Genomic DNA, 19,088 nt, shown 5'->3' with positions numbered 1-19,088 from the left:
CGCCCTTGCAGCCTAAACCTTCATCGGCCCCAGTTCATCGAAATGCCCGCGTCGCTGCAGCCACACCAGCAGGATCAGGCTCGGCACCGCGACCAGTACGGAGACCACGAAGAACAGCGGCCAGCCCGTCGCCTCGGCCACATAGCCCGAGCCAGAAGACAGATAGATACGGCCGACTGACGCCAGTGCGGTGAGCAGCGCATATTGCGTGGCGGTGTGCAGCGGATTCTTGCATAGCGCAGAGAGATAGGCGACGAAGATCACCGTGCCGATCGCGCCGGTGAACGCTTCCACCGAGACGGCGACGGTCAGCGCCCATTGCTGCGGCCCGACCAGCGCCAGCCAGGTGAAGGTGAGGTTGGACACCGCCTGCAGCAGGCCGCCGATCCACAGGCAGGTTACCAGCGAGGTGCCGCGCGCGAGGAAGCCGCCGGCGAAACCGCCGACCAGGGTCGCGGCCAGGCCGACTCCTTTGACGATGATGGCGTAGTCGTTGCGCGTGAAGCCGATGTCGATGATGAACGGCACTGTCATCGCGCCGGCGAAGGCGTCGGTGAACTTGAACAGCATCACGAACACCAGCACGATGATGGCATAGCGCTGGGTCAGGAACTCGCTGAAAGCGCCCATCGCGGCCTCGGCGATGCGGCTGACCGAAGGCTTTCCGCCTGCTGCAGCGTCAGCAATGCGGGACTGCTCCGGCTCCCGCGCGCACAGCACCGTGACGATGCCGATCAGCACCAGCGCCGCCATGACAGCGAAACTCGCCATCCAGGCATCGAGCCGGGTCAGCCCAACATATTCGAAGCCGGTGACGAGAAACAGCGCGCCGGCCGTGGACGCCACCATGCCGACGCGATAGGCGGCCACATAGGACGCCATACCGGCGGCCTGTTCGTTCTCCGCTAGGCTTTCGACCCTGTAAGCATCGACCACGATGTCCTGCGTTGCCGACGTCGTGGCGACCAGCAGCGCGCCGAGCGCCACGAAGAATGGCGAGCGTGCGGGATCGGTTAGCGCCAGTCCGAGGATCGCAGCCATCAACAGCAGTTGGGTGAAGACCAGCCAGCCGCGCCGCCGCCCGAGCCAGCGCGTCAGCAGCGGAATGTTAAGGCCATCCACCAGCGGCGCCCAAAGGAACTTGAGCGTGTAGGGCGTGCCGACCAGGGTGAACAGCCCGATGGTGCCGAGGCTGACGCCGTTCTCGCTGACCCATACCAGCAGCGTCGATCCCGACAGCGCCAGCGGTAGCCCGGACGAGAAGCCGAGCATCATCACGATCAGCACGCGCGGCTGCAGATACACCGCAAACGCTTCGCGCCAGGAGGGCGCGGACGAGGGTGTTGCCGATGTCGAGGGGGCTTCAGGTGCGTTCATAGACAGGTGTTAGCAGATTCGGCCGCCAAAAATGATACTGTCATCGCCCGGCTTGACCGGGCGACCCAGAATCCCAGAGGCGGCAGATGGGAACGCGCAGCTATTATGTATACATCCTGGCCAGCCGCATCGGTGGCACGCTTTACATCGGCGTGACCAATGACCTCGTCCGTCGCGTTTACGAGCATAAGTCAGGTGCGGTGGAAGGCTTCACTAAAGATTACGGCGTGAGTCGTCTGGTGTACTTCGAATGCGTCGACGAAGTAGAGGTTGCCATTCAGCGTGAGAAACGGCTGAAGAGATGGCCGCGGGCTTGGAAGATTGCGCTGATCGAAAAGGACAATCCGAACTGGATTGATCTTTATCCGGAGATCGCCGCAGGAGGAGGATAGGTCAGCGCTTTCGACGAGATGGCTCTGATGGCGGCGGGTCCCAGAAGGACGAACAAAAATCATTGTCGTCCTCCGCGAAAGCGGGGACCCAGTATCCCAGAGGTGTTTGAGCTAGATCGAGAGGCCGCGGCGTACTGGGTCGCCCGGTCAAGCCGGGCGATGACACCGCTTGCGTAGCGCCTGGGCCTCTACTCCCCCGCCTGCAGCTTGCGCGCCAGCGGGAACAGCTCTGGTGCGCCAGATTTGACGATGCGCGGAGCCTCGGGCGGCGGCTCGGACTTGCTGAAATCCAGTTCCTCGATCCGCCCCGCCCGCTTTTCGATCTTGTCGGCGGAGATCAGGATCTGGCGGACGTCCTCATTCACATCGCCAAAATGCTTTTGCAGTTTCAGCACGCGGTCGCGCAGGCGGCCGAGATCGTCGCCCAAATTAAGCACCTCGGTGCGGATCTGGTCGGCAGCATCGCGCATCCGCGCATCTTTCAGGATCTGCTGCATCACCTGGATTGCCAGCATCAACAGCGACGGCGACACCAGCACGACGCGGGCGCGGTAGGCCTTCTGGATCACGTCGTCGAACCCATCGTGAATTTCCGCATAGACCGATTCCGACGGCACGAACATCAGCGCGGTGTCCTGGGTCTCGCCTGATATCAGATACTTCTCGGCGATGTCGTTGACATGCTTCATCACGTCGGCGCGCAGTCGCCCTGTAGCGTATTTCTTTTCCTCGTCGGTGCGCGCGTCGTGCAGCGCGGTCATCGCCTCCAGCGGAAATTTCGCATCGATGCAGAGCGGGCGCTGGTCGGGCAGGAACACCACGCAATCCGGCCGCTTGCCTGATGAGAGCGTGTACTGGAACTCGTAGGAACCCGTCGGCATGCCGTCCTGGACGATCGCCTCCATCCGCGCCTGGCCGAACGCGCCGCGCGACTGCTTGTTGGCGAGCACGTCGCGCAGCGTGGTGACTTGCGAGGTCAGGTCGGTGAGATTTTTATGGGCATTGTCGATAATGCCGAGCCGCTCATGCAGCGCGCGCAAACTGTCCATGGTGTTGCGCGTGGTCGCTTCCATCGACTGGCCGACCCGGTGGGTCACCGAATCCAGCCGCTCGTTGACGGCGCGGGCCATCTCGGCCTGACGGCCGGCCAGCGCCTGTCCCATCGCATCGACCCGGCCGGTGGATTCGCTCTGCGCCCGCAGCATTTCGCTCAGGCGTTCTTCGAGCTCGTCGGCGCGGATCGCCTGCGCCATCGCGAGTTCCGCGCCGCGGCGGCCCGACCGGGCGATGACGATGGCAATGGTGAGCAACAGGATTAGCGCCAGCGCGCCAAAGCTGATCAGCGCGTCGAGGGCACGAATCGGCAGGTCGCCGATGACAAAAAGAATCTCGTTCATGGCTGCTTGTAGCCGATTCGCGGGTTAGCACGAACGAAGAGGGAACATTTATGGTAGATGACCCCTTAATTTTCGTGGTTAACGCGGCCTTAAAAATCATGGTTAAGGCCGCCTTACCCGGTTCCGACGCGCATTGACCGCGGCAAATCAGCAGCTTAAATCGCCCCATCATGGCAATCCGAGAAATCATCATCCTGCCGGACAAGCAGTTGCGGCTCGTCTCCAAACCCGTCGAGAAGGTGACGGCGGAGATCCGCAAGCTGGCCGACGACATGTTCGAGACCATGTACGACGCGCCCGGCATTGGCCTCGCCGCGATCCAGGTCGCGCAGCCGCTGCGGCTGATCACCATGGATCTGGCCAAGAAGACCGAGGACGGCGAGACCAAGCCGCAGCCGCGGGTCTTTATCAATCCGGAGATCATCTCCTCGTCCGAAGAGCTGTCGGTCTACGAGGAGGGCTGTCTCTCGATCCCCGAATATTACGAGGCGGTGGAACGGCCGGCGCAGGTGCGCGTACGCTTCACCGATCTGGACGGCAAGGTGCACGAGGAAGATGCCGACGGCCTGTTTGCCACCTGCATCCAGCACGAAATCGATCACCTCAATGGCGTGCTGTTCGTGGATTATTTGTCCAAGCTGAAGCGCGACCGTGTGCTGAAGAAGTTTACCAAGGCCGCGAAGAGGGCGGCGGAGTAGCTACAACTCTCTCTCTCTGCCGTGCGAGCTCTTGCGAGCCTCGAAGGGCGACGGCGGCCGCAGACGACATTCTTTCTTTCCTGCGCATCCTTCGAGGCTCGCAAGGGCTCGCACCTCAGGATGACGCTCGTTATCTAGAAGCCGGATTAGGGAAACGCTGCCGACATGCCTCTCCGCTTGATCTTCATGGGCACGCCCGATTTCGCGGTGCCGACGCTGCTGGAGCTCGTGGCCCATGGCCATGAGATCGCGGCCGTCTATACCCGCGCGCCGAAGCCGGCCGGGCGTGGCATGAAGCTGCAGCCGACACCTGTGGAGCAGGAAGCGCGGCGGCTCGGCATACCCGTGCTGACGCCGACCACATTGAAGACGCCTGACGCGCTTGAAGGGTTTCGCGCGCACAATGCGGACGCCGCCGTGGTCGTCGCCTATGGCATGATCCTGCCGCAGGCGATCCTGGATGCGCCGCCGCTCGGCTGTTTCAACCTGCACGGCTCGTTGCTGCCGCGCTGGCGCGGCGCAGCCCCAATCAATCGTGCCATCATGGCAGGCGATGCCGAGTCCGGCGTGATGGTGATGAAGATGGACGTCGGCCTCGATACCGGCGACGTCGCGATGGCCGAGCGGCTGGCCATATCGGACACCATGACCGCCGCCGATCTGCACGATGCGCTGGCCCCGTTGGGGGCCGATCTGATGGTGCGCGCGATGGGCGGGCTGGAGCGCGGCGGTCTTCAATTGACCAGGCAAAGCGAGCAAGGCGTGACGTACGCCGCCAAGATCGAGAAGGCCGAGGCGCGGATCGACTGGAGCCGGCCGGCGCGCGAAGTGCTGCGGCACATCCATGGGCTGTCGCCGTTTCCGGGCGCCTGGTGCGAGGCCGCGCTCGACGGCGAAGCGGCGCGTATCAAGATCCTGCGCTGTGAGCCGGCGAAGGGCACGGGCGCGCCGGGCGATGTACTTGACGAGCATCTGACGATCGCTTGCGGCGACGGTGCGATCAAAATTCTCGAACTGCAGCGGGCGGGCAAGGCGCCGATGAAAGCCCCGGATTTTCTGCGCGGCACGCCGTTAAAACCGCCGGCGCGGCTTGGCTAATGCCCCGCTACAAGCTCATCATCGAATATGACGGCAGCCCCTTCAGCGGCTGGCAGATCCAGGACAACGCGCCGACGGTGCAAGGCGCGCTGGAAACCGCGGTCAAGGCGATCTGCGGCGAACAGGTTCGCGTCCACGGCGCGGGGCGCACCGATGCCGGCGTGCATGCGCTGGGGCAGGTCGCGCATTGCGATATCGAAAAACCGTTTCCGCCGGGTCGCTTGCGCGACGGGTTGAACGCGCACTTAAGGCCGCATCCGATCGGCGTGCTCAGCGCCGAGATCGTGGCCGACGATTTCGAGGCGCGATTTTCCGCCATCAAGCGGCATTACCGCTATCGCATCACCAACCATCGCGCCAATCTCGCGCTCGATATCGGCCGCACCTGGCGCGTGCCGCGCCATCTCGACACCGACGCGATGCACACCGCGGCGCAACGGCTGCTCGGCAAGCATGATTTCACGACGTTCCGCGACACCGAATGTCAGGCGAAATCGCCGGAGAAGACGCTCGACCAGCTCGACGTCATCAGGGACGGCGATGCGGTTGCCATCGTGACGTCGGCGCGCTCGTTCCTGCACAGCCAGGTGCGCTCGATGGTGGGCTCATTGGTCTGGGTCGGCGAAGGCCGCTGGAGCGCCGACGATCTTGCCTCAGCCCTCGCCGCCCGCAACCGCGCCGCCTGCGGTCCCGTCGCGCCGCCGGACGGGCTATATCTGGTACGCGTGGACTATTAGGGTCCCCCGCCATTCTTTGCATGGGGTTGTTTTCGCAATTTTTGTCTGGCTGCCGGCGGTGTACCGCCGGAGCGAGGCAATCACGAAAAATACCGATCCAGTATCCCGCGATACACCTTCGTCAGCTTCTCGATATCCGAGACCGGCGTGCGCTCGTCGACCTGGTGCATGGTCTGGCCGACCAGTCCAAATTCGATCACCGGGCAGTAGCTCGAGATGAAGCGCGCATCGGAGGTGCCGCCGGAGGTCGACAGTTCCGGCTTGCGTCCCGTCACCTCTTCGATTGCGCTGACGGCGAGATCGGTGAAGGCGCCGGGTTTTGTGACGAACACGTTGGAGTTCGACGGCTCCCATTTGATGTGCGCGCGGATGCGGTTGCCGCAGGCTTTCGCCAGTCTTTCATCGACCAGCGCCCGCAGCGTTTCCTGCGTGTGGTTGTCGTTGAAGCGGATGTTGAATTTCGCGCGCGCCTGTCCGGGGATGACGTTGCTGGCGGTGTTGCCGACATCGACGGAGGTGAATTCGAGGTTGGAGGCCTGGAACTGGGCACTGCCGTGATCGAGCGGCTCGTCGGATAGCGCCACGATCAGCCGCGAAATATCCGGCACCGGGTTGGCTGCGCGATGCGGATAGGCGACGTGGCCCTGCACGCCGTCGACGAACAGCGTGCCGGATTGCGAGCCGCGCCGGCCGACCTTGATGCAATCCCCTAGCACTTCGACATTCGAGGGTTCGCCGAGCACGCAATGGTCGAATTTTTCGCCGCGCTCGGCGCACCATTTCAGCAGCTTGATGGTGCCGTTGACCGAAATGTCCTCCTCGTCGCCGGTGATCAGGAACGAGATCGACCCCTTTGGCTTGCGGTCATTGGCAGCGAGATATTGCAGCACCGCCGCGACGCTGCAGGCGATTCCGCCCTTCATGTCGACCGCGCCGCGGCCATAGAGGAAGCCGTCCTTGATGTCGCCCGAGAACGCGCCATGGCTCCAGGCGGCTTCATCGCCGGCCGGCACCACGTCGGTATGGCCGGCGAAGGTGATGTGCGGGGCACTATCGCCGATGCGGGCATAGAGATTGTCGATGTCAGCTGTGCCGGGCTCGCCGAATGTAACGCGATGCACCTCGAAGCCGGCGGCCTTCAGGAGGTTTTCGAGCACACCGAGCGCGCCGGCATCGGCCGGGGTCACGGAAGGGCAGCGGACGAGGTCGCGGGTGATGGAAACGGCGTCATTCATACCCCGGCTTAACACGCCAAACCGGCGGCGGGCCAGCCTTGTGCGGCACCATTTCGATCTCGCTTTGCTGGTCCCATGCGGGCCGCATATCGACCGGCGCCAGCGGGTCGGCGCCGTAGGCGTTGGTCCCGGTGGTGCCCTTGAGGCAATACAGCTCGACGAAACCCCACACGGTGAATACGAGCGCGTTCAGGCTCAGCGGTATCGCGAAGTAGGAATCGTCGAGTAAAGCCTCGAGCCGGTTACCGAACTGGCTGTAAAGACCAGGCATCACGAAGACAGCAGCATCCACCAGCCGCTCTTGTTGCGGTCATGCAGCCGCTTGACCGAGGTCGCCAGATAGACCCACAGGAACAGCGGCGTTCCGATTACATAGATCAGGAGGCTGGTGCGATTGGTCGACGACAACGACCGCCAAGCTTCTGGATCGACGACATAGAAGATTTGCTCGGTGCTAAAGCTGAGTTTGCTCGGCAATTCCGCGCCGAACAGATGGGCGATGCCCATCAGCGTCAGACCCAGGAATATCATCCAGCTGATGACGATCAGCACCGCCAGCCAGCATTTGGCGCGGTTGATGCGACCTTCGAAACTGAACAGGTACCAGGCGTAATCCATGCGCGTAACTCCGGGCTAACGGCCAGGTATCAACCACGTGCGACCGGGCCAGCACGGTGCAGGAGAAAATCCGGAACGCCGAACGATTGCGGGTGCGACATGATCGGCAATTTGGGAGGGTTGCGCGTCGGATCGGTTCCGAACCGGTTGCGGCCATCGGTTCCGATCAGGAAAAACAGCTCGATGACCATCCAGGTTTGCAGAACGGACAGCGCCACTGCGCCCATCACGAGCAGCATCTCCCGCGCGGCCGAAACATCAACGCCGAAATAGAGCCCGAAGAACAGAGCATAATAAACGTAGGAGAGAGGGTTCACGATCAGCACCGCAATCGCCCACCAGCCGCTCCTGTTGCGGTCGTGAAGCCGCTTGGCCGTCGTGGCGGCGTTGATCCAGAGCATCGCGATGACGGCGCTGGCTTGCAAAACCTCCCATTGCCCGAACGGGGATTTCAGCCAAAGCACGAGCCAGAAGGTCAGGAGCGCGAGCTGGACGGCAAGGTACCTGGCGCGGTTGATGCGGCCATTGAAACTGAACAGTAAACGGGCGTAATCCATCGCAACCTCCGGACGGCGGAAAAACGCCGCGGTTCCGGAATATTGGTCGCACCCCGGCTATTTTGGTTCGATTCGGCCTGCTTTGGTTCGGGCCTGCACCACCAGCAGGCCCACCAGCGCCACCAGCGCAAAGCCGGCACCGGCTAAGAACGTGGCTTCCGGCCCCGCACGATCCCACAGCGCCCCGGCCATGACGCTGGCCGCCAGCATGGCAAAGCCGCCCAGCAGGTTGAAAAATCCGAAGGCCGTGCCCCGCAGTTCGGGCGGCGAGGTATCCGCCACCAGCGCCGCCAGCAGCCCCTGGGTCAATCCCATGTGCAGGCCCCACAGCGCGACGCCGAGCGCGACCCCAGTGAGCGAAGGCAGCAAAGCGAGCGCGATATCGGCGGCGACCAACACCAGGATGCCGATAGCCAGAACGGTGACGCGATTGACGCGGTCCGACAATACGCCGGCCGGGTACGCGGCGGCGGCGTAAACCACGTTCATCAGCACCAGCACCACGGGCACCAGGGTGAGCGGCATGCCGACACCCTGCGCGCGCAGGATCAGGAAGGCTTCGCTGAAGCGCGCCAGTGTGAAAACCGTCGCGACCGCCACCACCCACCAATAGGCCGCACCGAGATTCCTGATTTCGGCAAGGCTGATCGGGTTGCGCACCTTGCGCAAGCCTGCGGGGCGGTCGGGCTCGCGCACCGCGAAGATGATCAAGGCCAAGGACAGAAAGGCGGGGATGACCGCAAACCAGAACACCGCCTTGAAATTGTCCGCGGTCAGCCACATCAGGCCGATCGCCAGCAAGGGGCCGGCGAAAGCTCCGATCGTGTCGAGCGACTGGCGCAGGCCAAAGCTTGCGCCGCGCAGATGGGGCGGCGCAATGTCCGCCACCAGCGCGTCGCGTGGCGCGCCCCGGATACCCTTTCCGACCCGATCGATGAAGCGCGCCGCGACCAGCCAGCCGACCGTCGGCGCCAGCGGAAACATCGGCTTGGTCAGCGCCGCAAGGCCGTAGCCAAACGCCGCGAGCCATTTGCGCCTGCCGAGCCAATCGGAAAGCGCGCCGGAAAAGATCTTGGTGATCGATGCGGTCGCTTCCGCAATGCCTTCGATGATGCCGACCGTGACCATCGACGTGCCGAGCACGGTGACGAGGTAGATCGGCAGCAGCGCATGGATCATCTCCGATGAGATGTCCATCAGCATCGAGACGAAGCCCAGCGCCCACACCCCGCCCGGAATGTCGCGCAGGGAGTGCGGGCGCTTGCGTGCCTCAGGCATGGCTGAGAATCAGCCCGCTATCCTAGTCGCGCAGCAGCTCGTTGATGCTGGTCTTGGCGCGGGTGCGTTCGTCGACGCGCTTGACGATGACGGCGCAGGCGGTGGATGGGCCGGGCTGGCCGTTCTTCAAGGGACGCGCCGGCAGGTTGCCGGGCACGACCACGGCATATTCCGGGACCTCGCCGATGAAGGTCTCGCCGGTGTCGCGGTCGACGATCTTGGTGGAGGCGCCGAGGAACACGCCCATCGACAGTACCGCACCCTTGCGCACGATCACGCCTTCGGCGACTTCCGAGCGCGCGCCGATGAAGCAATCGTCCTCGATGATCACGGGCTCGGCCTGCAGCGGTTCCAGCACGCCGCCGATGCCGACGCCGCCGGAAATGTGGACGCGCTTGCCGATCTGCGCGCAGGAGCCGACCGTGGACCAGGTGTCGATCATGGTGGCTTCGTCGACATAGGCGCCGAGATTGACGAAGGAGGGCATCAGCACGACGTTGCGGGCGATGAAGGCCGAGCGGCGCACGATCGCGCCGGGCACCGCGCGGAAGCCCGCATCGCGAAAACGGTTCTCGCCCCAGCTATCGAACTTCGACGGCACCTTGTCCCACCACGTCGCCTTGCCGGGGCCGCCGGGAATAGCGCCCATGTCGTTGAGGCGGAACGACAGCAGCACGGCCTTCTTCAGCCATTGATTGACCTTCCACTTGCCGTCGGCCGCGCGCTCGGCAACGCGCACCTCACCCTTGTCGAGCAGTTCGAGCGAATGATCGACAGCCTCGCGCACCTCACCCTTGGTCGATGTCGAGATGCCGTCTCGGGCATCGAACGCGGTGTTGACGGTGGATTCCAGCGCGGACAGGGACATCGGGATTTCCTCGGAGCAATCGGGCTAATTGTGAAGCGAATTGGAAGGCTTTTTCGGGATTTGGCGCGAGAGAGTCAAGGCTTGCTCCGCTGTCGTCCCGGCCTTGAGCCGGGACCCATAACCACAGGGAGCTATGATTTGAAGAAGGTATCTACCCGCAGCGCCTCATAATATCAGCCGCGGCGTATGGGTCCCCCGATGCGCAATTGCGCATCTGAGGTCAAGCCCGGGACGACATGGGGAGATAGCGCGCCTAACCCCGCGCCAACCCTTCCAAAAACCCCGTCAAATCATCCGTAACATGATCGACATAGGCGGCGTCGCGGCCTTCCAGTTCCCAGTCCTCGCGCACCACTTCCTTGGCGCCGTCAGGCACCACCAGCACCGTCGTCATGCCGAGCTCGTGCGGCACCACGAGGTTGCGGGCGAGATCCTCGAACATCGCCGATTTCGTGGGATCGACGCCGTGCAGGCTGAGGAATTTCTGGTAGGTCTGCGGCGCCGGCTTCGGCTCCAGTTCGGCGGCGATGATATCGAACACCGCCTCGAAATGCTCGCCAATGCCGAGCCGCGCCAGCACCGCGCCGGCATGGTCGGTCGAGCCGTTGGTCAGGATCAGCTTGCGCCCCGGCAGTCTGGCGATCGCAGATCCCATCGCGGGATTCGGCTCCAGCGGCGAATGATCGATCTTGTGCACGTAAGCCAGGTAATCGTCGGCGTGCACGCCGTGCTCGGTCATCATGCCGCGCATGCTGGTGCCATAGCGGCGGTAATAATCCTTCTGAAGCACCCGCGCTTCTTCCGCCGAGATCTTCAGGTAGGTGCTGATGAACTCGCCGATGCGGGCGTCGACCTGCTGCCACAGGTTGACGTGATGCGGGTACAGCGTGTTGTCGAGGTCGAACACCCAGGTTTCGATGTGGGTGAATGCGCGGGGGGAGATCATGATTCGCTCTCCACCGTCGTCCCGGCGAAGGCCGGGCCCCATACGCCGTGTAGATTCTTGTTGAGCACAGTGTGAATTGCCTTTTCTTGTGGCGCCGCCATCAGCCAAAACTCAGATCGGTGGTTATGGATCCCGGCCTTCGCCGGGACGACGATAGACTGCATCATGGCATCGCGAACCGCAGCGTCCTGCCGCCGCCCGTCATGTCGACGACGGCAAAGCCGATCGGGCTGAGGCCACGGCTGCCGCAATCGCCCTGTTCGTTGATTTCGAATTTGCTCTCGCGCGTGCAGAGCTCCCTGGTGCCGCCCCAGTTCAGCGGCTTGTCCTTGAGCTTGACCGTGCGGTTCTCGCCGTCGACAGCCTCGGCAAAACTGAACACCTGTTTCGGTTGGCCGGTCAGGTCGGGATGCAGGCATTTGCCGGGATCGATCCGATACCAGCCGCGACTGGTCACGGCCTTGCCGTCGTCGGTGGCGACCGCGGCCATGATCTTGTGCGGCGTGTCGTTGCACCAAGTCAGGCCGGTGGCGGACGGCGACTGCACCGCGTCGATCATGGTGGCGAAGAAGTTCGGCGACTGCACGATGTCGGGGCTAAGCCCGCGATTCCTGAGAAAGGCGCTCAGCGCGGCCTGCGTCTTCGGGCCATCGACGCCGTCGATCGGGGCGGCGTCATAGCCGGCGATCACCAGCAGCCGCTGGATTCCGGCCAGGCGCGCCTGTTCGTCGTCATACTCGCTGCCCTCGGCGAGATAGGCCACCAGATTGCCGTCGTCGGTTTTCGTTGGCGTGATCTGTGTGAAGGGTGCCGGGGTCTGTCCGGAGCGGCACTGGCGAGCGGCGGCGATGACGAAATTCTCCGGCGCGATGCACAGCGTGTCGTTGCCGCCCTGCGCGACCGGCGAGGCGCCATAGACGCCGAGCGCGCGTGCATTGAGGAGGACCCGATCCGCGGTCAGCGCGCCCTGCAGCACCACGCGGCAGGCGGCGGGATCGATGCGAAACCAACCCCGGGTGGCGGTCGCCGATTTGTCGTCGATGCCGATTGCGGCCTCGACCACATAGCTCATACGGTTGCAAAGCTTGAGATCGGCCAGCGCCGGCAACGACGAGACGAACAGCGAGATCGTGGCCGCCGGCAGCGCCAGGACCGTGCGCCTCCCATACCGCCGCATTCTGGCGCGGAAGCGGCGCGTGAGCTTCGCGGGCGGGGAGATCGCGCTTGTCACTTGTGGATCAGCGTGCCGGTACCCTGATTGGTGAACAATTCGAGCAGCACGGCGTGCTGTGTCTTGCCGTCGATGATGACGACGCCCTGCACGCCCTGTTCGAGCGCATAGATGCAGGTCTCGACCTTGGGGATCATGCCGCCGGAAATCGTGCCGTCGGCGATCAGCTTGCGCGCATCCTTCACCGACAGTTCCGGAATCAGCTTCTTGGACTTGTCGAGCACGCCGGGAACGTCGGTCAGCAGCAGCAGGCGTTTTGCCTTCAGCGCGCCGGCCACCGCGCCGGCAAAGGTGTCGGCGTTGACGTTCAGTGTCTGCCCGTCATGCGAGGTCGCCAGCGGCGCCAGCACCGGGATCAGCTCATAGCCGATCAGCTGGTTCAGCAGGGTCAGGTCCACCTTGTCGGGGTCGCCGACGAAACCGAGATCGACAGCTTTTTCGATGTTGGAATCCGGATCGACCATGGTGCGCGTCGTCTTCGACGCCTTGACCATGTTGCCGTCCTTGCCGCTGAGGCCGACGGCCTTGCCGCCGGCTTCGTTGATGTAGCCGACCAGTTGCTTGTTGACCGAACCGGCCAGCACCATCTCGACGATTTCGATCGTCGCCGCATCGGTGATGCGGAGGCCCGCGGCGAATTCGGACTGGATGCCGAGCCGCTTCAGCATGGTCGCGATCTGCGGCCCGCCGCCATGCACGACCACCGGATTGATCGCGGTCTGCTCCAGCAGCACGATGTCGCGGGCGAAAGCCTTGGCCAGATCTTCGGCGCCCATGGCATGGCCGCCATATTTAATGACGATGGTTTCCTCGTCATATTGCTGCATGTGCGGCAGCGCCTCGGACAGGATGCGGGCCTGGTCGAGCGGGCTGATATTTGGCGAGTCGGTCATGAAGCGGCTCTCGTCATTTCCAGATGTCGGGCCGGGTTCTAGCTGATTGGCGGGCAGGGCGCAAAGTGGGCGTGCAATTCCGTAGCCCGGATTTCGCTTGGCTTCACGCAGGCCAAAAGGTGGTTACCGGGGCCTCGGCCACGCCGCAGCCACGGCGACCGCCAGCCAACTCAGAATCAACAACGTCCCGCCGGTTGGCGCGGCCATCGGAAACAGGCCGTGTCCGGCGTATTGCCGCAGCGTCAGGTCGCCGGCGAACAGGGCGGCTGCGATGACGAAGCCGAAGGCGGCCACGATGCCGATTCTGATATGGATGAGGCCACGCTCGGCCAACGCCACCGCAGCGAGAACGGCGGTGGCATGGAACAGCAACATCGATGACGCCGACGCCAGCCGCGACGCGTCGGCCTGATGCGCGGACGCTGCCGCCAGCATCACGCCGTCGGCGCCCATGATGGCGGCCAGCACGATCAGGATGCGACAGGCGCGTGACATCAGCTGCGCTCACCGAGCAGACGCACCATCGCCGCGCGCAATTCCGGCATGCCGCTGCCATCGCGCGAGGAGGTCACCAGCACGTCCGGAAACGCGGCGGGATGTTTGGCGAGCGCGGCTGTGGTCTCTTCGATGTGCTTTTCGAGCTCTGTGCGCTTGACCTGATCGGCCTTGGTCAGCACCACCTGATAGCTCACGGCGGATTTATCGAGCGTCTTCAGCACGTCCTGGTCGACGTCCTTGATGCCGTGGCGGGCATCGATCAGCACATAGACCCGCGCCAGCGTGGCGCGCCCCTGCAGGAATTGATGGATCAGCTTGGTCCAGGACGCGACCTTGGCCTTCGGCGCCGAGGCGTAGCCATAGCCGGGCATGTCGACCAGGCGCAGCCCGGCGTTCTCAGGGCCTTCGAAGAAGATCAGTTCCTGGGTGCGTCCGGGCGTGTGCGAGGTGCGCGCCAGCGCGTTGCGGCCGGTCAGCGCGTTGATGAGGCTCGATTTGCCGACATTGGAACGGCCGGCAAACGCCACCTCCACGCTGGCCATCGGCGGCAGCGTTTCGATCGACGGCGAGGCCCAGACGAACTGCCATTCGCCGGCGAACAGTTTTCGTCCCTCTTCGATCAGCTTCGCATCAGTTTCCGCGGTCATGCGAAGGTTTCCCGTTCTTCGTCATGGCCGGGCTTGTCCCGGCCATCCAACGTCTTCTCTTTTCGCGGGTCCCAAAGACGTGGATGCCCGGCACGTCTAGCGCGAAGACGCGCTTCGCGCTTCTGGCCGGGCATGACGAGTTGGGAGTATCCGCGTCCAACAACCAGATGCCGGTCGTCAGCTCTTCTGCTCGGCCTTCTTGACGAACGTCGCCTTGAGATTGTCGAACAACTCAACCTTCACGCCGTTCTTGCGCATGATGAAGCCCTGCTGCAGCACCGACAGCAGGTTGTTCCAGGCCCAGTAGATCACGAGACCCGCCGGGAAGCCCGCCAGCATGAAGGTGAAGATCAGCGGCATCCAGTCGAAGATCATCTTCTGGGTCGGATCCGGCGGCGTCGGGTTGAGCTTCATCTGGATCCACATCGTGATGCCCATGATGATCGGCCAGACGCCGAGCATCAGATACGGGCCGACATGCGGTCCGAGCACCATGGGATCCCACGGGATCAGCCCGAACAGATTGAAGATCGTGGTCGGATCGGGCGCCGAGAGGTCCTTGATCCAGCCGTAGAACGGCGCGTGGCGCATTTCGATGGTGACGAACAGCACCTTGTAGAGCGAGAAGAAAACCGGGATCTGCAACAGGACGGGAAGACAACCGGCGACCGGGTTGATCTTCTCCTTCTTGTAGATCTCCATCATCTCCTGTTGCTGCTTCTGGCGGTCGTCGGGATAGCGCTCCTTCAGTGCGGCCAGTTGCGGCTGCACCGATTTCATCTTGGCCATCGAGGCGTAGGATTTGTTGGCGAGCGGGAAGAACAAGAGCTTCACCAGCACCGTCACCAGCAGGATCGAGACGCCGAAATTGCCGACCAAATGGAAGAAGTAATCCAGCGCCAGGAACATCGGCTTGGTGATGAAGTAGAACCAGCCCCAGTCGATCAACAGGTCGAAATGGTTGAGCTCGAGCTGCTTGTTGTAGCCGCCGTGGCCGGCGAAGGGAAAGTTGATGCCGACGACGTTGGCTTCCTTGGCGCCGGCGAACAGCCGCGCGTTGGTGCTGCCGGTGCCGCCGATCGCGACGGTCTGCGGATCCTGCAAATAGTCGGTCTGATAACGGACCTTGGCGCCCGGTTCGGCGAGGAAGCGGGCTTTCAGGCGCGCCGACGTGTCAGGCAACAGCGCCGCAGCCCAGTACTTGTCGGTGATGCCGAGCCAGCCATTGGTGACATTGAACTCGAAGCCTCGGCCGCCACTGCCCAGCACCGGCGCCTCGGCGACGGCCTTGTACCCGTGCTCCTGCAGGCCCTTGTCGCCGAGATAGCCGATCAGGCCTTCATGCAGGATGTAATAGCCCGAGACCTCAGGCGTGCCGTGACGAGAGATGAGGGCGAACGGATAGAGCGTGACCGGCGCGGTGCCGACATTGGTGACATCGTCCTTGACGCTGAACAGATAGCGGTCGTCGATCGAAATGGTGCGGCGGAAGGTGAGGCCTTCGCCATTGTCCCATTTCAGCGTCACCGGGTGGGTCGGTGACAGCGCGCCGGAGCCTTCCTGCTGCCACACCGTATCGCGGTCGGGAAGCCGTGCCGTCGAGCCTGCGGCCCCGACCCAGCCGAACTCGGCATAATAGGGATGAGCGGTGTTCGACGGAGAGAACAGCACGATTGCAGGTGATTTGGGGTCGACGGTGTCGCGGTATTGCACCAATGCGAGATCGTCGATGCGGGCGCCCTTTAATGCGATGCTGCCCGTCACCCGCGGCGTGTCGATCTTGACGCGCGGGCTTGCGGCAATCGCGGCCTCGCGGCTGATGACGGGCGCGGCCACGCCCGGCTGGGCGGGTGTGGTGGCGGACGGCGCCGAACCTGGCGTCGGCGTGGTGGTGGAGCCCGGCGCTGTCTGCGGCGCGGATTTTGCGAGCTCGGCCTGGGTCTGCGACTGCAGGCGCTGCCGTTCCATCTGCGGCGCGTTGTAGAAATATTGCCACGCGATCAGCACGAGGCCGGACAGAATGACGGCGAGAATGGTGTTGCGATTGTCGGTCATCGTTTCAAGGTCTCGTCATTCCACTCGGGTTCCGGCTCGCGCCGTCGTCTTTATCTTGGTGTCTTTGGACGCGTTGTCTTGACGCGAACCGGTAGCGCCTTCGTTCGGAAGCGCTTTGGCCACTTTTGCCGGCTGCCGGTCGAGGCGAAGCAGCGCCTGGCGAAGGTCGTCGAGCATGGTCGTAAAGTCGCGGTGCAGCGCCGCGCGCCGCCCGACTAGCACATAATCATGGTGCGGTCGCATCGGTATGACGTCCAGCCGCTTCACCAGTTCGCGAAGCCTGCGCCGGATACGATTACGCTCGGTAGCGGTACCGTTCTTTTTGGTAACGGTAAAACCGATCCGGATCGGGCCATCATCGTCGCGGCAGCGTCCCTGCACCACGAAGGCGGCGCTGTTGGCTCGCGCGCCATTGGCAACGGCGAGGAAGTCCGCCCGCTGCCTTAGCCGATCCATAATAAGGTCTCCGGAGACGTCCGGCTCAGGCGCTCAGACGCTTGCGGCCACGCGCACGGCGCGCAGCGAGAACCTTGCGGCCGCCGGTCGTGGCGAGACGGGCGCGGAAGCCGTGACGGCGCTTGCGCACCAGTTTGCTGGGTTGATAAGTCCGCTTCACGGGTAGTTCTCCGCTAACCTGGCAAGCTGCCGCTGAATTGCAAACTGCCGCTGAATTGATGGTAAGTCCGGTAATGCTGGCCGGCCCAAGACGGGCCATTGACGGCCCCAAATGAGCCGCCCCCGGAAAGAACCGGGCCATAGCGGACAATTGCGCGGCTTATACGGGAGCGACCTGTTTTCGTCAATGTTGCGCGGTGCCACAATCGGGCTTCTTTGAAATGGCACAATTGGGGCGAATATTATTGTTTTCGCGGGGTTTTTAGGGACGGGACGGCAGCTCGCCCCAGTCATCGGAACCGGCGGACATTAGCGATCGGTAATTTGACCGGTCCGTGGCCGGAACGCATCCTCGCAAATCAGCGTGCGGGCGGCGGCAATGAGGCCGATCCTAAGGTCCGATCCTGCGCGTCAAACAAGGTTATCAAGGCGGATATCTCGTGTCAGCGACCGACGACCAGCCGACCATTGAAGCGCCGCGGCCCACGACGCCGCGCCGGCTCGGCCTGTCCGGCAAGCTGCTGCTGCTGACCATTCCCCTCGTCATGATCGCCGGCCTGATGATCTACGTGCCCGCGATCGCGAATTTCCGCATCAACCGCCTGAACGACCGCATTGCCGCGGCGAGCACCGCGGCGCTGGTGTTGGACGCCGCCCCCTCGGGCATGGTCCCTGAATCGCTGGCGCGGCAGATTTTGAAGAGCGTCGGCGCCCGCGCGGTCGCCATCAAGATGGGACAGCAGCGCCGCCTGCTCGCCAGCGCCGATTTGCCGACGGCGATCGACCACGACATCGACATGCGCACCATCACGGTATGGTCCGCCATCGTCGATTCCATCGAAACCATGCTGGAGACGGATAACCATGTGATCCGCGTGGTGGGACCTGCGCCCGGCGGCGGGCAATTCATCGAGGTCGTCGTCGACGAGGCGCCGCTGCGGCAGGCGATGTACCGCTTCTCGCGCAACACGCTCCTGGTCTCGTTGGCGATCGCCATGCTGACGGCGGCGCTGGTCTATTTCGCCATGCATCATCTGTTCGTACGGCCGATGCGGCGGCTGACCGCGAACCTGGTCGGTTTCCATGAAAACCCGGAAAGTTCGGCGCGAATCATCGTGCCGAGCCAGCGCGGCGACGAGATCGGGGTCGTGGAGCGCGAATTGTCCGACATGCAGCGCGACCTGGTGTCGATGCTGCATCAAAAGAGCCGGCTCGCCGCGCTCGGCCTTGCGGTCTCCAAGATCAACCATGATTTGCGCAATCTTCTGGCGTCGTCGCAATTATTGTCGGACCAGCTCGCCAGCGTGCCCGATCCGCGGGTGCAGCGCTTTGCGCCAAAGCTGATGCGTTCGCTGGAGCGCGCCATCGATTTCTGCCAGTCGACGCTCTCCTACGGCCGCGTGCAGGAAGCTGCCCCCGACCGCCGCATGATCCTGATCGAGCCCGTGGTGGCCGAAGTGCGCGAATCCGCAGGCATTGCCGCCGACGCCTCGATCGCCTGGGTCAGCGCGATCGAACGCGGCCTCACTGTGGACGCCGATCCCGATCAGCTGTTCCGCGTGCTGCTCAATTTGGTGCGCAACGCCGCGCAGGCGCTGGAGTCCCGTCCGAAGGACGATGCGGCGGCGCTGCAGATCCGCATCACCGGCCGCCGCGAAGGCGCGGTCGCGATCATCGAGGTTTCCGATACCGGCCCCGGCGTGCCGGCGCGGGCGCGCGAGCATTTGTTCGAGGCCTTCCAGACCTCCGGCCGGCCCGGCGGCAGCGGGCTTGGCCTCGCCATCGCCGCCGAACTGGTTCGCGCCCATGGCGGCGATATCCATCTGGTCGAAGGCACCATCGGCGCCACCTTCCGGATCTCGATTCCCGACCGCCCGGTGGAACTGCAAAGCGTCCGCAACGAGCGGGCACGGGCGTAAATCACGCTATTTGCTGCCTTTTGTGACCG

21 protein-coding genes are annotated in these 19,088 nt (G+C 63.7%); 5 read left to right on the top strand and 16 right to left on the bottom strand.

Annotation, left to right across the window (positions count from 1 at the left end):
* Positions 1 to 12: 12 nt before the first annotated feature.
* The gene (locus JQ574_RS05160) at positions 13 to 1,377 is read right to left on the bottom strand and encodes an AmpG family muropeptide MFS transporter (protein WP_212209316.1); all 1,365 of its coding nucleotides are present in this window, start codon (positions 1,375 to 1,377) and stop codon (positions 13 to 15) included.
* Between the two features lie 86 nt (positions 1,378 to 1,463).
* On the opposite strand from JQ574_RS05160, the gene JQ574_RS05155 reads away from it, so the two are divergent.
* The gene (locus JQ574_RS05155) at positions 1,464 to 1,769 is read left to right on the top strand and encodes a GIY-YIG nuclease family protein (protein WP_212209317.1); all 306 of its coding nucleotides are present in this window, start codon (positions 1,464 to 1,466) and stop codon (positions 1,767 to 1,769) included.
* 188 nt (positions 1,770 to 1,957) lie between these two features.
* Here the strand turns inward: JQ574_RS05155 and JQ574_RS05150 are convergent, their stop codons facing one another.
* The gene (locus tag JQ574_RS05150) at positions 1,958 to 3,166 is read right to left on the bottom strand and encodes a DNA recombination protein RmuC (RefSeq protein ID WP_212209318.1); all 1,209 of its coding nucleotides are present in this window, start codon (positions 3,164 to 3,166) and stop codon (positions 1,958 to 1,960) included.
* A 170-nt stretch (positions 3,167 to 3,336) separates the two neighbouring features.
* Between JQ574_RS05150 and def the strand changes: the two genes are divergently transcribed.
* The 3 genes from def (at position 3,337) to truA (ending at position 5,699) form a co-directional block, all read left to right on the top strand.
* Entirely contained in the window at positions 3,337 to 3,864 is a 528-nt protein-coding gene (gene def, locus JQ574_RS05145; protein ID WP_192739172.1) for a peptide deformylase, read from the top strand.
* 165 nt (positions 3,865 to 4,029) lie between these two features.
* Complete coding sequence (gene fmt, locus JQ574_RS05140) at positions 4,030 to 4,962, top strand: methionyl-tRNA formyltransferase (protein ID WP_212209319.1); 933 nt, start codon at positions 4,030 to 4,032, stop codon at positions 4,960 to 4,962.
* Complete coding sequence (gene truA, locus JQ574_RS05135; protein WP_212209320.1) at positions 4,962 to 5,699, top strand: tRNA pseudouridine(38-40) synthase TruA; 738 nt, start codon at positions 4,962 to 4,964, stop codon at positions 5,697 to 5,699. The genes fmt and truA overlap by 1 nt, the downstream gene beginning before the upstream one ends.
* Before the next feature lie 80 nt (positions 5,700 to 5,779).
* Here the strand turns inward: truA and dapE are convergent, their stop codons facing one another.
* From dapE to rpmH, 14 genes are all read right to left on the bottom strand, one after another.
* Positions 5,780 to 6,934 carry a succinyl-diaminopimelate desuccinylase gene (dapE, locus tag JQ574_RS05130; protein WP_212209321.1) on the bottom strand — a complete coding sequence of 385 codons (1,155 nt, stop codon included), beginning with the start codon at positions 6,932 to 6,934 and terminating at the stop codon, positions 5,780 to 5,782.
* Positions 6,927 to 7,226 (bottom strand): hypothetical protein, encoded by a 300-nt coding sequence (locus tag JQ574_RS34890; protein WP_249119122.1) that lies wholly within the window; start codon positions 7,224 to 7,226, stop codon positions 6,927 to 6,929. The genes dapE and JQ574_RS34890 overlap by 8 nt, the downstream gene beginning before the upstream one ends.
* Positions 7,205 to 7,552 carry a DUF805 domain-containing protein gene (locus tag JQ574_RS34885; RefSeq protein WP_249119121.1) on the bottom strand — a complete coding sequence of 116 codons (348 nt, stop codon included), beginning with the start codon at positions 7,550 to 7,552 and terminating at the stop codon, positions 7,205 to 7,207. The genes JQ574_RS34890 and JQ574_RS34885 overlap by 22 nt, the downstream gene beginning before the upstream one ends.
* Before the next feature lie 29 nt (positions 7,553 to 7,581).
* Positions 7,582 to 8,109, bottom strand: a complete 528-nt coding sequence (locus tag JQ574_RS05120; protein ID WP_212209322.1) for a DUF805 domain-containing protein — start codon at positions 8,107 to 8,109, stop codon at positions 7,582 to 7,584.
* 57 nt (positions 8,110 to 8,166) lie between these two features.
* Positions 8,167 to 9,387, bottom strand: a complete 1,221-nt coding sequence (locus JQ574_RS05115) for an MFS transporter (RefSeq protein ID WP_212209323.1) — start codon at positions 9,385 to 9,387, stop codon at positions 8,167 to 8,169.
* 22 nt (positions 9,388 to 9,409) lie between these two features.
* Complete coding sequence (dapD, locus tag JQ574_RS05110; protein ID WP_212209324.1) at positions 9,410 to 10,255, bottom strand: 2,3,4,5-tetrahydropyridine-2,6-dicarboxylate N-succinyltransferase; 846 nt, start codon at positions 10,253 to 10,255, stop codon at positions 9,410 to 9,412.
* A gap of 253 nt (positions 10,256 to 10,508) precedes the next feature.
* Entirely contained in the window at positions 10,509 to 11,201 is a 693-nt protein-coding gene (locus JQ574_RS05105; RefSeq protein ID WP_212209325.1) for a pyrimidine 5'-nucleotidase, read from the bottom strand.
* 163 nt (positions 11,202 to 11,364) lie between these two features.
* Entirely contained in the window at positions 11,365 to 12,351 is a 987-nt protein-coding gene (locus JQ574_RS05100) for a DUF1036 domain-containing protein (protein ID WP_212209401.1), read from the bottom strand.
* Between the two features lie 77 nt (positions 12,352 to 12,428).
* A complete protein-coding gene (gene argB, locus JQ574_RS05095) occupies positions 12,429 to 13,325 on the bottom strand; it encodes an acetylglutamate kinase (RefSeq protein WP_212036457.1) in 897 nt (298 codons plus the stop codon).
* Positions 13,326 to 13,448: 123 nt separating this feature from the next.
* Positions 13,449 to 13,820, bottom strand: coding sequence for a DUF423 domain-containing protein (locus JQ574_RS05090; RefSeq protein ID WP_212383363.1), 372 nt, complete (start codon positions 13,818 to 13,820; stop codon positions 13,449 to 13,451).
* Positions 13,820 to 14,470, bottom strand: a complete 651-nt coding sequence (yihA, locus tag JQ574_RS05085; RefSeq protein ID WP_212209327.1) for a ribosome biogenesis GTP-binding protein YihA/YsxC — start codon at positions 14,468 to 14,470, stop codon at positions 13,820 to 13,822. Before yihA ends, JQ574_RS05090 begins: the two co-directional genes overlap by 1 nt.
* 177 nt (positions 14,471 to 14,647) lie before the next feature.
* A complete protein-coding gene (yidC, locus tag JQ574_RS05080) occupies positions 14,648 to 16,525 on the bottom strand; it encodes a membrane protein insertase YidC (RefSeq protein WP_212209328.1) in 1,878 nt (625 codons plus the stop codon).
* 15 nt (positions 16,526 to 16,540) lie between these two features.
* On the bottom strand, positions 16,541 to 16,981 hold the full coding sequence (rnpA, locus tag JQ574_RS05075; protein WP_212209329.1) for a ribonuclease P protein component: 441 nt from the start codon (positions 16,979 to 16,981) through the stop codon (positions 16,541 to 16,543).
* A gap of 25 nt (positions 16,982 to 17,006) precedes the next feature.
* On the bottom strand, positions 17,007 to 17,141 hold the full coding sequence (gene rpmH / locus JQ574_RS05070; RefSeq protein WP_006609582.1) for a 50S ribosomal protein L34: 135 nt from the start codon (positions 17,139 to 17,141) through the stop codon (positions 17,007 to 17,009).
* Between the two features lie 439 nt (positions 17,142 to 17,580).
* Here rpmH and JQ574_RS05065 point away from each other — a divergent pair, with 439 nt between their 5' ends.
* Complete coding sequence (locus tag JQ574_RS05065) at positions 17,581 to 19,059, top strand: HAMP domain-containing sensor histidine kinase (protein WP_312014711.1); 1,479 nt, start codon at positions 17,581 to 17,583, stop codon at positions 19,057 to 19,059.
* Positions 19,060 to 19,088 lie beyond the last annotated feature (29 nt).

This window comes from Bradyrhizobium sp. AUGA SZCCT0158, assembly GCF_018130065.1.
Classification (GTDB): Bacteria; Pseudomonadota; Alphaproteobacteria; order Rhizobiales; family Xanthobacteraceae; genus Bradyrhizobium.
This window is presented reverse-complemented; position numbering and strand designations above follow the sequence as displayed.

What these genes read in the sequence shown, in the direction of transcription:
- JQ574_RS05160 (WP_212209316.1), bottom strand. Translation starts at nt 1,377, where the DNA reads ATGAACGCACCTGAAGCCCCCTCGACATCGGCAACACCCTCGTCCGCG.
- JQ574_RS05155 (WP_212209317.1), top strand. Translation starts at nt 1,464, where the DNA reads ATGGGAACGCGCAGCTATTATGTATACATCCTGGCCAGCCGCATCGGT.
- JQ574_RS05150 (WP_212209318.1), bottom strand. Translation starts at nt 3,166, where the DNA reads ATGAACGAGATTCTTTTTGTCATCGGCGACCTGCCGATTCGTGCCCTC.
- def (WP_192739172.1), top strand. Translation starts at nt 3,337, where the DNA reads ATGGCAATCCGAGAAATCATCATCCTGCCGGACAAGCAGTTGCGGCTC.
- fmt (WP_212209319.1), top strand. Translation starts at nt 4,030, where the DNA reads ATGCCTCTCCGCTTGATCTTCATGGGCACGCCCGATTTCGCGGTGCCG.
- truA (WP_212209320.1), top strand. Translation starts at nt 4,962, where the DNA reads ATGCCCCGCTACAAGCTCATCATCGAATATGACGGCAGCCCCTTCAGC.
- dapE (WP_212209321.1), bottom strand. Translation starts at nt 6,934, where the DNA reads ATGAATGACGCCGTTTCCATCACCCGCGACCTCGTCCGCTGCCCTTCC.
- JQ574_RS34885 (WP_249119121.1), bottom strand. Translation starts at nt 7,552, where the DNA reads ATGGATTACGCCTGGTACCTGTTCAGTTTCGAAGGTCGCATCAACCGC.
- JQ574_RS05120 (WP_212209322.1), bottom strand. Translation starts at nt 8,109, where the DNA reads ATGGATTACGCCCGTTTACTGTTCAGTTTCAATGGCCGCATCAACCGC.
- JQ574_RS05115 (WP_212209323.1), bottom strand. Translation starts at nt 9,387, where the DNA reads ATGCCTGAGGCACGCAAGCGCCCGCACTCCCTGCGCGACATTCCGGGC.
- dapD (WP_212209324.1), bottom strand. Translation starts at nt 10,255, where the DNA reads ATGTCCCTGTCCGCGCTGGAATCCACCGTCAACACCGCGTTCGATGCC.
- JQ574_RS05105 (WP_212209325.1), bottom strand. Translation starts at nt 11,201, where the DNA reads ATGATCTCCCCCCGCGCATTCACCCACATCGAAACCTGGGTGTTCGAC.
- argB (WP_212036457.1), bottom strand. Translation starts at nt 13,325, where the DNA reads ATGACCGACTCGCCAAATATCAGCCCGCTCGACCAGGCCCGCATCCTG.
- JQ574_RS05090 (WP_212383363.1), bottom strand. Translation starts at nt 13,820, where the DNA reads ATGTCACGCGCCTGTCGCATCCTGATCGTGCTGGCCGCCATCATGGGC.
- yihA (WP_212209327.1), bottom strand. Translation starts at nt 14,470, where the DNA reads ATGACCGCGGAAACTGATGCGAAGCTGATCGAAGAGGGACGAAAACTG.
- yidC (WP_212209328.1), bottom strand. Translation starts at nt 16,525, where the DNA reads ATGACCGACAATCGCAACACCATTCTCGCCGTCATTCTGTCCGGCCTC.
- rnpA (WP_212209329.1), bottom strand. Translation starts at nt 16,981, where the DNA reads ATGGATCGGCTAAGGCAGCGGGCGGACTTCCTCGCCGTTGCCAATGGC.